This is a genomic window from Methylobacterium sp. Leaf125 (assembly GCF_001423085.1).
Lineage (GTDB): Bacteria > Pseudomonadota > Alphaproteobacteria > Rhizobiales > Beijerinckiaceae > Methylobacterium.
The window spans coordinates 357,480-370,209 of record NZ_LMNU01000012.1; the positions used below are offsets into that span (position 1 = coordinate 357,480).

At 68.3% G+C, this 12,730-nt stretch carries 10 protein-coding genes; 5 read left to right on the forward strand and 5 right to left on the reverse strand.

What is annotated here, in order from left to right; genetic code table 11:
* Positions 1 to 59: 59 nt before the first annotated feature.
* Positions 60 to 1,382, reverse strand: coding sequence for an MFS transporter (locus ASF58_RS12815; protein WP_055952536.1), 1,323 nt, complete (start codon positions 1,380 to 1,382; stop codon positions 60 to 62).
* A gap of 292 nt (positions 1,383 to 1,674) precedes the next feature.
* Positions 1,675 to 2,850 carry an aminotransferase class V-fold PLP-dependent enzyme gene (locus tag ASF58_RS12820; RefSeq protein ID WP_055952539.1) on the reverse strand — a complete coding sequence of 392 codons (1,176 nt, stop codon included), beginning with the start codon at positions 2,848 to 2,850 and terminating at the stop codon, positions 1,675 to 1,677.
* A gap of 249 nt (positions 2,851 to 3,099) precedes the next feature.
* Here ASF58_RS12820 and ASF58_RS12825 point away from each other — a divergent pair, with 249 nt between their 5' ends.
* Positions 3,100 to 3,828, forward strand: coding sequence for a GntR family transcriptional regulator (locus tag ASF58_RS12825; RefSeq protein ID WP_055953740.1), 729 nt, complete (start codon positions 3,100 to 3,102; stop codon positions 3,826 to 3,828).
* A gap of 85 nt (positions 3,829 to 3,913) precedes the next feature.
* Here the strand turns inward: ASF58_RS12825 and ASF58_RS12830 are convergent, their stop codons facing one another.
* Complete coding sequence (locus ASF58_RS12830; RefSeq protein ID WP_055952542.1) at positions 3,914 to 4,960, reverse strand: threonine aldolase family protein; 1,047 nt, start codon at positions 4,958 to 4,960, stop codon at positions 3,914 to 3,916.
* 130 nt (positions 4,961 to 5,090) lie between these two features.
* On the opposite strand from ASF58_RS12830, the gene ASF58_RS12835 reads away from it, so the two are divergent.
* Positions 5,091 to 8,105, forward strand: coding sequence for an FAD-binding and (Fe-S)-binding domain-containing protein (locus ASF58_RS12835; RefSeq protein ID WP_055952546.1), 3,015 nt, complete (start codon positions 5,091 to 5,093; stop codon positions 8,103 to 8,105).
* Positions 8,106 to 8,214: 109 nt separating this feature from the next.
* Positions 8,215 to 9,045 (forward strand): oxidoreductase, encoded by an 831-nt coding sequence (locus ASF58_RS12840; protein WP_055952549.1) that lies wholly within the window; start codon positions 8,215 to 8,217, stop codon positions 9,043 to 9,045.
* Between the two features lie 25 nt (positions 9,046 to 9,070).
* Here the strand turns inward: ASF58_RS12840 and ASF58_RS12845 are convergent, their stop codons facing one another.
* A complete protein-coding gene (locus tag ASF58_RS12845) occupies positions 9,071 to 10,144 on the reverse strand; it encodes a hypothetical protein (protein WP_244477309.1) in 1,074 nt (357 codons plus the stop codon).
* A 260-nt stretch (positions 10,145 to 10,404) separates the two neighbouring features.
* Between ASF58_RS12845 and ASF58_RS12850 the strand changes: the two genes are divergently transcribed.
* Positions 10,405 to 10,692 carry a hypothetical protein gene (locus ASF58_RS12850; RefSeq protein ID WP_055952552.1) on the forward strand — a complete coding sequence of 96 codons (288 nt, stop codon included), beginning with the start codon at positions 10,405 to 10,407 and terminating at the stop codon, positions 10,690 to 10,692.
* Between the two features lie 29 nt (positions 10,693 to 10,721).
* Here the strand turns inward: ASF58_RS12850 and ASF58_RS12855 are convergent, their stop codons facing one another.
* Complete coding sequence (locus tag ASF58_RS12855; protein ID WP_055952555.1) at positions 10,722 to 11,441, reverse strand: hypothetical protein; 720 nt, start codon at positions 11,439 to 11,441, stop codon at positions 10,722 to 10,724.
* A gap of 685 nt (positions 11,442 to 12,126) precedes the next feature.
* On the opposite strand from ASF58_RS12855, the gene ASF58_RS12860 reads away from it, so the two are divergent.
* Complete coding sequence (locus ASF58_RS12860) at positions 12,127 to 12,723, forward strand: DUF1003 domain-containing protein (protein WP_055952558.1); 597 nt, start codon at positions 12,127 to 12,129, stop codon at positions 12,721 to 12,723.
* The last annotated feature ends 7 nt before the right edge of the window (positions 12,724 to 12,730 follow it).

Below are 12,730 nucleotides of genomic sequence, written 5' to 3' on the forward strand. Positions count from 1 at the left end.
CCGCGAGGGAGACTCACCCCCCCCGGATCCCTCCCCGCACGGGGGAGGGGGGAAACGCCTCACTCGGCCGGAACGGCCCGCCCCAGCGGCACCGCGGGCTCCTCCACGAAGGGGCGCTCGGGGTGCATGGTGAAGGCGAGGCCGGCGCCCAGCAGGCAGAGGCCGATCGAGCCGACGAAGGGCAGGGTCCAGCTCCCCGTCATGTCGACGATCATCCCGAAGACGATCGGCGAGATGATCGCCGCCACCGCCGAGCCGGTGTTCATCAGCCCGGCCGCCGTGCCCGAGTAGGTCGGCGCGATGTCCATCGGCACCGACCAGATCGGCCCGATGACGAGCTCCGCGAAGAAGAAGCCCGAGCTCAGCAGCAGCGCCACCAGGGTCAGGTCCTTGGTGAAGAACACGCCCGTCAGGCTCGCGGCCGCCCCGAGGAAGCCGACCACGATGACGCTGAGCCGGGCGAGCTTGAGGTTGCCGGTCTTCTTGAGGATGCGGTCGCTGAAGACGCCGCCCAGGGTGTCGCCGACGACGCCGGCGAAGAACACGCCGGAGGCGAACAGTGCCGAGTTCTTCAGGTCGAGGCCGTAATTGAGCTTGAAGAAGCTCGGCAGCCAGCCGAGGAACAGCCACAGCGTCCAGCCGTAGCAGAAGTACGTCAGGGTCACGGGCAGGATCCGCATCGTCAGGCGGCTCCAGGGGATGTTCTGCTTGGCGCCGACCTTGCGCGGCTCGGGCAGCACCGCGAGTTCCTCCGGCGTGATGGACGGGTGGTCCTTGGGGTCATCGCGGAAGTACAGGTACCAGACCACGACCCAGGCGAAGCTCGCGACGCCCAGGACGACGAAGCCGATGCGCCAGCCGACGTGGTAGATCAGGACGGCGACGATGGGCGGCGCCACCGCGTTGCCGAGCCGCGCGAAGGCGTGCGTGATGCCCTGCGCGAAGCCGCGCTTGCCCGGCGCCGTCCAGTTCTGCATGGCGCGGGTGGCGGTGGGGAAGGTTGCGCCCTCGCCGAAGCCGAGCAGGACGCGGGCGAGGAACAGGCTGACCAAGCCGCCGACGAGACCGGTCAGGATCGTGGCCGAGGCCCAGATCAGGCCGCAGACCAGGAGCGTGCGCCGGGCGCCGAACTTGTCGCCCACCGAGCCGCCGATGACCTGGAAGATGGCGTAGGGGTAGGCGAAGGCGGACAGGATCAGGCCGAACTGGGTGTTCGACATGCCGAGATCCTTCATGATCTCGCCGCCCGCCGTGGCGATGTTCACCCGGTCGAGATAGGTGACGAAGTACATCAGGCAGAGCAGGAACAGGACCATGTTCGACGCGGAGACGCGTCGTTTGGCAGGGCCTGACGCGGAGACGCGTCCACTTGCTGGCGTCATCGGGGTTTCCTCCAGTTGAACGCGACACCCCGCCCGGTCTGATCGCCGGGCTTCTTTGCGGGGGCACGCAGGATCGGTGTGATCGGCTGACGTGACGGGCTTTGGTTTCTTCGAGGTCTTCGTCGTCCTAGGCCCTCCGTCCTCCCGGGGCCGCGCAGCGGAGCCCGGAATTCAGGACCATCGGTCTCATCGCGTCCGGCACCGGCGGCGGATCGGGATCCGGGGCGCGCCGGCGGTGCCCCGGAACGACGGCGTGGCGGACCCGATTCGTCGGGTCCGCCGGAGGGGTCGCTCAGTCGTCGAGGCCGGAGCGCAGGGTCTCCATGGCCGCCAGGACGCCGCCGGCCTTGTGCGGCACGCGGCCCGCCTTGAGGCCCATCTCGACGCCGGAGAGCGCGGCCATCAGCATGAGGTCGTTGGTCTCGCCGAGATGGCCGATGCGGAAGACCTTGCCGGCGACCTTCGCGAGGCCGGTGCCGAGGGAGAGGTCGTACTTCTCGAGGATGAGGGTGCGCAGGGCGTCGGCGTCATGGCCCTCCGGCATCACCACGGCGGTGAGCACGGGCGAGTACTCGGACGGCTCCTGGCACAGCACCTCCAGGCCCCAGGCCTCCACGGCGGCGCGGGTGGCCGCGGCGAGGCGGTGGTGACGGGCGAAGACCTGGGGCAGGCCCTCCTCCATCAGGATGGCGATGGCCTCGCGTAGGCCGTAGAGCAGGTTGGTCGCCGGCGTGTAGGGGAAGTAGCCCGCCGCGTTCGGCTTCAGCATCTCCTGCCAGTCCCAGTAGGAACGCGGCAGGGTCGCGGTCTTGGTGGCGGCGAGCGCCTTGTCCGAGAGGGCGACGAGGCCGAGGCCCGGCGGCAGCATCAGGCCCTTCTGCGAGCAGCTCACCGAGACGTCGACGCCCCAGGCGTCGTGGGCATACTCGGCCGAGCCGAGGCCCGAGATGGTGTCGACCAGGAACAGGGCCGGGTGGTTGGCCCGGTCGATGGCCTTGCGGATCTCGGCGATGCGGCTCGTGACGCCGGTGGAGGTCTCGTTATGGACCACCATCACGGCCTTGATCGACTTCGCGCGGTCCTCGGCCAGGATGGCCTCGACCTTGGCCGGATCGACACCCCGGCGCCAATCGCCGGGGACGAACTCGACCTCGATCCCCCAGCGGGCCGCCATCTGGCGCCACAGGGTGGCGAAGTGGCCGGTCTCGAACATCAGGACCCGGTCGCCGGCCGAGAGCGTGTTGACGATGGCGGCTTCCCAGGCCCCGGTGCCCGAGCCGGGATACAGGATCACCGGCGCGCGGGTCTGGAACACGGCCTGCGCGCCTTCCAGCACCGCCCGTCCGAGCTTGGCGAAATTCGGACCGCGATGGTCGATCACCGGCATGTCCATGGCGCGCAGCACGCGCTCGGGCACCGGGCTCGGGCCCGGGATGTGCAGGAAGTGGCGTCCGGTCCGTGTCGTCATCGGTGGCCTCGCAGGCGTTTCAGGTGTGCCAGGCGAAGCTGGCGGGCGGGTGCGCCAGGCGACGCTGGCAGGTCGCGGGACAAGGGCAGCGCCACGGCCTACGGTGGCGAACGGCGCTGGATTGTCGTCGATACGATCCGCATCCGGTTCAGTCGACCAAAAATTTGCATTCATTTTTGGAAGACACAAGCATTATTTTGCGCTCGATCACCCTCGACCGCGGCCGCGGCGACTGATAATTCTGGAATGATGATGCTCGATTCCGTCCCGGATTCCGCGGTCGAACCGGAGGCCGCGTCCCTGCCCCGGATCGCCGGCACGGGGGCCGCCTCGCTCCACGGGACCCTGCTGGCGCAGCTGCGCGACTACGTCGTGGAAGGCAACCTCGCCCCCGGTGCCCGGGTGCCGGAACGCCTCCTCTGCGAACGCTTCGGCATCTCGCGCACCCCCCTGCGGGAAGCCCTCAAGGTGCTGGCCTCCGAGGGGCTGATCGACCTGCTGCCGAACCGGGGCGCCTGGGTCCGCCAGCTCGGGCCCGACGAGATGGTGGCGCTGTTCGACGTCATGGGCGGTCTCGAAGCCCTGGCCGGGCGCCTCGCCTGCGAGAAGATCACCGAGGCGGGCTTCTCCGAGATCGAGCGCCTGCACCACGCGATGTACGCGGCCTACCTCCGCCGCGACCTGCACGGCTACTTCACCGGCAATCAGGCGATCCATGACCGCATCGTCGAGGCCGCCGACAACGAGCCCCTGCGGACGACCTACGCCAATTTCGCCGGGCGCCTGCGCCGGGTGCGGTACGCCGCCAATCTCGACAAGGACCGCGACCGCTGGGGCGAGGCCATGCGGGAGCACGAGGAGATCCTCGACGCCCTGCGGCGCCGGGCCGGCTCGGAACTCAGCGACATCCTGTTCCGTCACCTGCGCAACAAGCGCCGGGCGGCCGCCGTGCGGGAGACCGCGGCGGCCGGCGCCTGATGGCCGCGATGGGGTCCGCTCCGAATCGTCCCGAAGCGAATCGTCCCGAAGCGAAATTGGGCCAAGCGAACCCGAGCGAAGCGGCTCAGCCGAGGCGTGCCGACAGGCGCTCGGCCTCGGCGCGGATCACCTCGGCCGCCCGCAGGATGCCGGCTTCGTCCACCTCGAGATGGGTCGTGGCGCGGATCTGATGGGCCCCGATCGCCCGCACCCGGACGTCCTGGGCGAGGCAGGCCTTGGCGAAGGCCGCGGCCGTGACGCCGAGGGGCTCGACCGAGAAGCACAGGATGTTGGACTGCGCCGCACCGGCGTCGATGGCGAGGCCGGGCGCCCCCGCGATCCGGTCGCGGAGCAGGGCCGCGTGGGCGTTGTCGCGGACGAGCTGTTCGCTGTGGTGATCGAGCGCGTAGAGGCCGGCCGCCGCCAGGATGCCGGACTGGCGCATGGCCCCGCCGAGGCGGTACTTCCAGCGCCAAGCCTCGGTGACGAACGCCTGCGTCCCGCACAGGACCGCGCCGACCGGGCAGCCGAGCCCCTTGCTGAGATCGATCCAGGCGCTGTCGAAGCCCTGCGCGTAGTCCTTCGCGGCGATGCCGGTGGCCGCCACCGCGTTGAGCAGCCGGGCCCCGTCGATATGCGCCCGCAGGCCCTTCTCGTGGGCGATGTCGCGGATGCGCCGCATGTCCGGGAGCGCCCAGACCGAACCGCCGGAGAAGCTCGTGGTCTGCTCGATCGAGACCAGGGCGGAACGCGGCGCCGTGCGGGCGGGCGGGCGGATGGCCGCCGCGAAGGCCTCGGGCGTGTAGACGCCTGCCGGGGTTCTGAGGGCCATCACCGAGACGCCCCCGATGGCCGCCGAGCCGGCGGCCTCCGTGTTGTAGATGTGGGACTGGTCGTCGACGATGATCTCGTCGCCGGGCCGGGTCTGCACCAGGATCGACACCAGGTTGCACATCGTGCCGGACGGCATGAAGACGCCCGCCTCCTGCCCGAGCAGGTCGGCCACCCGTTCGCAGAGCGCCAGGGTGGTCGGGTCGGAATCGGACTGCTCATCCCCCACCTCGGCCCGCGCCATGGCGTCCCGCATCCCCGCCGTGGGCCGCGTCTGGGTGTCGCTGAACAGGTCGATCATCTTGCAAGCCCATTTGCATTCAAAATATCACCGTATCTTAGCTCCGGCGGCTCAGACCGCCACCCCATCCGGCGGCCGCAGCCCGGCATTCCGATCCGGCTGCGCACCCGCAACGCGAGGACGATGAAGCATGACCGCCACGGCTGAGCCATCGACCCCGCCGCGGGCGGCGACCAGCACGCCCCGCGCGGCCACGCGACAGAATGCCGGACTCGCCCGGCGGCTGGCCGAGGCCCTGCAGGGCGAGGCCCGCTTCGATACCTTCACCCGTGGACGCTACGCCACCGACGCCTCGATCTACCAGATCATCCCGGCCGGCGTGGTCCTGCCCCGGTCCGCCGCCGACATCGCCGCGACGCTGAAGATCGCGGCCGAGCACGACGTGCCCGTCATCATGCGCGGCGGCGGCACCTCCCAGAACGGGCAGCCGATCGGGCACGGCCTCGTGGTCGATTGCTCGCGCCACTTCAACGGCATCACCGCCTACGACCCCGCGGGGGGCACCATCACGGTCGAGCCCGGCATGGTGCTGGAACGCCTGAACACCCGGGTGAAGGCGGATGGCTGGTTCTTCCCGGTGGAGCCCTCCACCGCCACCCGCTGCACCATCGGCGGCATGGCCGGCAACAATTCCTGCGGCGCGCGCTCCCTCCGCTTCGGCAAGATGAGCGACAACGTCCTGGCCATCGAGGCCTTGTTCCCCGACGGCACGCCCTTCGGCTTCGGTCTCACGGGCAACGACAGCACCGGCGTGACCGGCCCCGACCGGGCCGAGCACCTCGCCGCCGCGATGCGGGCCCTCGCCGAGGCGGAGCGCGACGAGATCCTGGCCCGGTATCCGCGGGTGCAGCGCCGGGTCGGCGGCTACAACCTCGATGCCCTGATCGAGGCCCGGCCGAACCTCGCCCACCTCCTGGTCGGCTCCGAGGGCACCCTGGCGGCCACCACCGGCGTCACCCTGAAGCTGTCCCGCCTGCCGGCCCACCGGGTCATGGGCGTCTGCCACTTCCCGTCCTTCCGCTCCGCCATGGAGACCACCAAGGCGCTGGTCGACCTCGGCCCGGTGGCGGTGGAACTCGTCGACAACAACGTGCTGGTCCTCGGGGCCGACATCCCGCTGTTCCGCACGACGCTCGCCGACATCACCCGCGGCACGCCGAACTGCCTGCTGCTGGTGGAATTCGCCGGCGACGACCGCGACGCGCTGCTGGCCGACCTCCGGCGCCTCGACGCCTGCATGAGCGACCACGGCTTCCGGAACGCCGTGGTGGAGGTGCCCGAGCCGGTCCGGCAGAAATCGGTCTGGGAGGTGCGCGAGGCCTGCCTCAACATCATGATGTCGATGAAGGGCGACGCCAAGCCGGTCTCCTTCATCGAGGATTGCGCGGTGCCCCTGGAGCACTTGGCCGACTACACCGACACCGTCACCGAGGTCTTCACCCGCCACGGCACCCGCGGCACCTGGTATGCCCATGCCTCGGTGGGCTGCCTGCACGTGCGCCCGATCCTCGACATGAAGCAGGGCGGCGACGTCGCCAAGATGCGGGCCATCGCCGAGGAGGCCAGCGCCGCCGTCCGCCGCTTCAAGGGCTCCTATTCCGGCGAGCACGGCGACGGCATCTCGCGCTCGGAATACATCGAGCCGATGTTCGGAGCCCGGCTCACCCGCGCCTTCGAGGCGGTCAAGGACGGCTTCGACCCGGACAACCGCCTGAACCCCGGCAAGATCGTCCGGCCCCTGCGGATGGACGACCGCGCGCTGATGCGCTTCCAACCCGGCTACGCGGTGACCCAGCCCGCCGCCACGGCCCTCGACTGGTCGGACTGGGGCGGGTTCGGCCCGGCGGTCGAGATGTGCAACAGCAACGGCACCTGCCGGAAGCTCGCCGGCGGCGCCATGTGCCCCTCCTACCGGGTCACCAAGGACGAGCAGCACCTCACCCGGGGCCGGGCCAATTCCCTGCGGCTGGCGATCTCGGGCCAGCTCGGGGCGGACGCCTTCACCAGCCCCGAGATGAAGCGGACCCTGGATCTCTGCGTCTCGTGCAAGGCCTGCCGCCGCGAATGCCCCACCGGCGTCGACATGGCCAAGATGAAGATCGAGTTCCTGCACCATTACCACGCCCGGCACGGCCTGCCCCTGAAGGAACGCCTCGTGGCGGCGCTCCCGCTCTACGCCAGCACGGCCGCGCGGCTGGCACCCCTCCTCAACCTGCGCGACCGCCTGCCGGCCCTGGCCCGGCTGTCCGAGCGCTGGGTCGGCCTCTCGGCCCGCCGGACCCTGCCGCAATGGCGTCGGCCCTGGCGCGAATCCGGCGAGCCCGCGCATCCCGGCGACGTCAGCGGCGACTTCCGCGACGTCGTCCTGTTCGGCGACACCTTCAACCGGGCCTTCGAGCGCGAGAACCTGGAGGCGGCCGAGCGGGTGCTGCTCGCGGCCGGCTACCGCCTGCACCGGGTCTTCCCCCATCGCGGCCGCCGCCCGCTCTGCTGCGGGCGGACCTACCTCGCATCGGGCCAGACCGACCGGGCCCGCGCCGAGGCCCGGCGTACGCTGACCGCGCTGCTGCCCTTCATCCGCGCCGGCGCCCGGGTCGTCGGCCTCGAGCCGTCCTGCCTCCTCACCTTCCGGGACGAGTTCACCGCGCTGCTTCCGGGCCCCGAGGCCGCCGAGCTCGGGCGCGCGAGCTTCCTGTTCGAGGAGTTGCTCGCCGCCGACCTCAAGGCCGGACGCATCGACCTGCCGCTCGCCGACCAGGGAGGCCGGGTCGCCCATCTCCACGGCCATTGCCACCAGAAAGCCTTCGCCGCCATGGGTGCGGTGGAGACGGTCCTGCGTGCAGTCCCCGGTCTCGATGTCCGTACGATCGAGTCGAGCTGCTGCGGCATGGCCGGCGCCTTCGGCTACGGCGCCGAGACCATCGACGTATCCCTGGCCATGGCCGAGCTGTCGCTGTTCCCGGCCCTGCGCCAGGCCGGCCCCGACGATCTCGTGGTCGCCGACGGTACGAGTTGCCGCCATCAGATCCACGACGGCCTTGGCCTGACCGCACGTCACGTCGCCCGTGTTCTGGACGACGCCCTTGTGACCTCGACACGTCCTTCGCCCGCGTTGCGAAACGGAAAGCCGTTTTTGCCGCTGTAATACCAACGATGCGCGTGTGCCACGACACGCGCGTCGGCTTGCCGTTTTAGATTACGTACGTCATTTAAAAGGGGAGGGGCCGGCGGATCGGACCCGCTGGGAGAGCGTCATGAGCCAAGCCATTCGCAAGCAGCCCGTCCGCAGGACGGCCATCGTCACCGGAGCCTCGTCCGGCATCGGACTCGCCAGCGTGCGGGCCCTCCACAAGGCCGGCTATCGGGTGTTCGGGACGAGCCGGCGCAGCAGCACCGTCCTGGGCGATGCCGGCACCCTCCTGACCTGCGATATCACCGACGAGGCGTCGGTCGCCGCCATGGTGAAGACCGTGCTCGACGAGACCGGCCGGATCGATCTTCTCGTCAACAATGCCGGCTTCGGCATCAGCGGCGGCGCCGAGGAATCCTCGATCGCCCAGGCACAGGATCTCTTCGACGTGAACCTGTTCGGCGTGATCCGGGCCATCCGCGCGGTGCTTCCGACGATGCGCACCCAGAGGAGCGGACGCATCATCAACATCAGTTCCGTGCTCGGCCTGATCCCGGCCCCCTACATGGCGCTCTACGCCGCCAGCAAGCACGCAGTGGAAGGCTATTCGGAATCCCTCGACCACGAGGTGCGCAGTCAGGGCATCCGCATCGTCTTGGTCGAGCCGGCCTATACCCGCACGGCCTTCGACCAGAACCTGCTCGTCCCCGATGCTCAACTCGAGTTGTATGCCGAGGCTCGCGCCGGTGCCGACCGGACGATGCGTGAAGCCATGGCGACCGCCGATGCGCCCGAGACCGTGGCCGACACCGTGCTCGCCGCGGCCGAGGCCTCGGTGCCGCAACGCCGTTACACCGCCGGCAAGGTCGCACGCCAGATCAGCCTGCTTCGGCGCTTCGCCCCCGCCCATCTCTTCGACAAGAGCCTCCGCAAGCAGATGCACCTGCCGAACTGAGGAAAGGGCTCTCCGCGACCGGCTCTCAGAACTCCATACCGAACTTGACCCGCACGTTGTGCCGCTCGAACTGGTTCAGGCCGAGCGCGCGGCCAGCCAGGGTCGGGTCGGTATCGCGGCCCCAGACCTGCCCTGCATACGCCACCGTGAGCCAGATCTTCTCGGTGAAGCGGTGGTGCAGGGCAGGGCCGACAAACAGCGCCTCGCTTTCCAAGTCATTGAGAAATGTGCCGTTATAGCCCCGCAGGTAGCGGATTTCCGGCCCCAGATAGGTGCTCTCCCCGACGCGGGCGATCAGGGCGTTCGACCAGAGGAAGGTCGATGACCGGTAACCCGGTGCGTCGGGACCGCGCTGGCGACCGGCAGCCGGTTCGAAGCTGATGTTGCTGCCATACCAGAGCTTGTTCGGCACAAGCTGGAGATCGAGTTGGAGCACGGTCTCCATGTCGAAGATGTCGGCACCATTTCCCTCGATCGGCAAGACGCGGGCGAAGCGCGGCCTGAGTTCGAGGGCAAGCCCGAGCGGCTGATCCTTGTCGCCCTTGAGGAACTGGTACTTCACCTCCACGGAAACCCCATCGAACGTCCCATAGGACTTGTCGTCGAGGTCGATGATGTTGCGCACCTGACGGAATGTGCCGAACGCGCCGAATTCGATGCTCAAGCGGTCGATGGGGTCGAACTGGTAGCCGAACTTGGTGTCGAGCACCCGGTAGTGGCCACCGCCGGGACCGGATAGCCGCTTGCCCAGGCGGGAAATCGTATCCACGACGACCTCCTGCTCGCCCTTCTCACCAGCATCGGAGCCTTCGGTGAAGCCGAAGAGATGCTCGGTATCGACATCCTGGGACTTGCCGTCGTTGCCGCCGTCCTTGCCGCCCTGCGTGTCCTTGCTCGCCTTCGATTCCTGACGGTCCGCTTGGCCCCTCCGCGCGGGGACATTCTTTCGGGCAGAGCCTGTCGGGCCGTCCTTCGGCGCCTTGCTCGATCGTTTACCCGTTGCAGGCTCGTCGTTCTCAGCGGCGCCTACGACTGTCGACGACAGCGCTATGACCACACCAATGATAGATAGGATCGAACGCACACAACCCGCAGTCATCAGGCGAAATCCTGCTTCGGCCCCCAACTTGATGACTGGTGGACCCTCGTGACGACCTTAGACACGCCCACGCTGTTCCTGCCTGCTGCGGATGTGACACAGATCGAGAAAATGACGATGCCGGTGGATTAAGAACACAGCTTCCTGGGCGCGGGAGGCGCGGAAGAGATCGCATCGGCAATTTACCGTGTCCGCTTGGTCCGCTCGGAACGGGTGCGATGCGCGAGGGTTTCCTCGACGCATCAGCCGGGAGATTGAACATGCGGATCATTGCGACAGCGTCGGCCCTCGCCCTCCTCACCTTCGGGAGCGTCGGAGCGGCCGAGGCAAAGGGGTGCATCAAGGGCGCGATCATCGGCGGACTCGCCGGGCACTACCTGGCCGAGCGTGGCGTCGTCGGGGCAGTCGCGGGCTGCCTCGGCGGACGCTATCTGGCCAATCGTCAGGCGAAGCGGCAACGCGACATCGATTACGGCTCGCGCGTGGAGTCACGCGGCACGGGGTATGGGCAGTACCAGGGGCCGGCGCGCCGCAACTACAGCTACTGAAACCGGGCACCAGTCCTGCGCGATCAAGCTCAGGCCTTTGTTCCCAGCGACGCGAACCGCAGCGGAGCAGCGGGACGCGTCGCCATCCAGAGAACGTGGCGCGGTCCGCTCACCCCGCTGTTGGCATGGATTCGAAATTCGTCGACGGCAAAGCCATGCAGGCGCAGGCGCGCCTTGAAGCGCCGGTCGGGTTTGCCCGACCAGACGGCAAGAACGCCGCCGCTCCGCAGGGCATAATGTGCCCGCTTCAAACCCCAGGCGTCGTAGAGGCGATCATTTTCCCGTCGGGTCATGCCGGACGGACCGTTGTCGACATCCAGCAGGATCGCATCGAAGCGCTCGGGCCCTGATTGGATCAGGCGATTGACGTCCGACTCGACGATTTCAACGCGTGGGTCGTCGAGACTGTCACCGAACAGATGGGCGAGGGGGCCCCGGGCCCAGGCAACAACGGCGGGGATCAATTCGGCGACAACGATTTTTGCGTCCGGTCCGAGGGCGCCCATGGCTGCGCGCAAGGTGAAACCCATGCCCAATCCCCCGATCAGGATGCGCGGCGCCGCGCGACCAGCAAGGCGTTCACACGCGATGGTCCCAAGGGCCTGCTCCGAGCCGCGATCGAGGTTCGTCATGAGTTCCGCATTCCCGACCTGGATCGAGTAGGCGTCTCCCTGCCGCAGCAGGTTCAGCGGAGCAGAACTACCGGGTATGACGCTGGTGTCACAAAGGACCCAGGGGAGTGAGGACATCGACGCTGAACTCCGTCCGCGACATCGTTCGGACGCGGCTGCCACCGGGTCATCCGAAATCGCGTGGAGGTCAACCTCAACAGGCACAGCGCTCGTTCATCGCGTAGCCTCGCCAGGAGGCCTTCCACAACCTGGATATCGTGAGCTTGAGGCGTGGGATTCTGGACTTCCGGACTGACGCCGCCGTGCGGCCAACCGGTTCAGCGCTCGATCTTGATCCTGGCCACAGCCAAGCGACCGTCTTGGATTGTCCGGGCCTCGGTCGAAAGGGAGAAGGCCGCGTGAACCGGTCCGATCCGTCAGGCGGCGGAATGACTCTATCGGGAGGCTCGTTCGGGCCAGGGAATCGATTTCCTGGACGGACTTGACGATGCTGCACCCGGCGACGTCATCGGCGGAGATGCGGAAGTCCTGGGGCATGCATGGCATGCTGAGCGGGCCGCCATAAGAGACGCCTACCGCATCCAGGTCCCTGACGAAGTGGACGGTCTCCCGGATCCCTATGATCTGGGTCGTTCGTGTCCTGAGCCTCCATGTCCGTTCGCCCCCCGCTGAGGGACATCCATCTCGATCGGAAATGGCCCGTACGCCGCGAAGCATTGGCAAAGAGTGGGATCAGGGACGGTTTAGAAGCGGTTGAATCCCAGCCGACACCCTCATCCAGCACTTCGTCTGTGAAGTCCCGATGGCCCCTGGAACACTGCACCGATCACAGGACGCGGATCCGACCCGGCCGACCTACCGGCCGCCGCAGCCGGACGGCCTGTCTCCGGCCCTGGCGCGCAACATCCGTGCGCTGCACGAGCGACGTGCGCAGGACGAGCAGCGTGCGAGCCGAGCAGACCGAATTGCCGAGATGATCACCCGGTTCACCGGGAGCATGGCTTTCGTCGTCCTGCACGTTCTGGTGTTCGGCCTGTGGACCCTGGTCAACGCCGGTCTACTGCCTGTGCTGCCACGCTGGGACGCGAGCTTCGTCATCCTTGGCACCACTGCCTCGGTGGAGGCGATCTTTCTCTCGACCTTCGTTCTCATCAGCCAGAACCGCATGGCGGTCGCCGCCGCAAAGCGCGCGGACCTCGATCTGCACATCGGGCTCCTGGCCGAGCACGAGGTCACCAAGCTGGTGACGATGGTCTCAGCGATCACCAATCACCTTGGCATCGCCACCGAGGCAGATGCCGAGGTCGACGAACTCACTCAGGATGTATCGCCGAACGTCGTCCTCGACACCATCGAGGGGACGGATTTAGCTCGATCCAGGGGTACTACGGCTCGTTGAAAATCCC

Coding starts and splice junctions, on each gene's coding strand:
- ASF58_RS12850 (WP_055952552.1), top strand. CDS start 10,405: ATGCGGATCATTGCGACAGCGTCGGCCCTCGCCCTCCTCACCTTCGGG.
- ASF58_RS12815 (WP_055952536.1), bottom strand. CDS start 1,382: ATGACGCCAGCAAGTGGACGCGTCTCCGCGTCAGGCCCTGCCAAACGA.
- ASF58_RS12830 (WP_055952542.1), bottom strand. CDS start 4,960: ATGATCGACCTGTTCAGCGACACCCAGACGCGGCCCACGGCGGGGATG.
- ASF58_RS12845 (WP_244477309.1), bottom strand. CDS start 10,144: ATGACTGCGGGTTGTGTGCGTTCGATCCTATCTATCATTGGTGTGGTC.
- ASF58_RS12825 (WP_055953740.1), top strand. CDS start 3,100: ATGATGCTCGATTCCGTCCCGGATTCCGCGGTCGAACCGGAGGCCGCG.
- ASF58_RS12855 (WP_055952555.1), bottom strand. CDS start 11,441: ATGTCCTCACTCCCCTGGGTCCTTTGTGACACCAGCGTCATACCCGGT.
- ASF58_RS12835 (WP_055952546.1), top strand. CDS start 5,091: ATGACCGCCACGGCTGAGCCATCGACCCCGCCGCGGGCGGCGACCAGC.
- ASF58_RS12840 (WP_055952549.1), top strand. CDS start 8,215: ATGAGCCAAGCCATTCGCAAGCAGCCCGTCCGCAGGACGGCCATCGTC.
- ASF58_RS12860 (WP_055952558.1), top strand. CDS start 12,127: ATGGCCCCTGGAACACTGCACCGATCACAGGACGCGGATCCGACCCGG.
- ASF58_RS12820 (WP_055952539.1), bottom strand. CDS start 2,850: ATGACGACACGGACCGGACGCCACTTCCTGCACATCCCGGGCCCGAGC.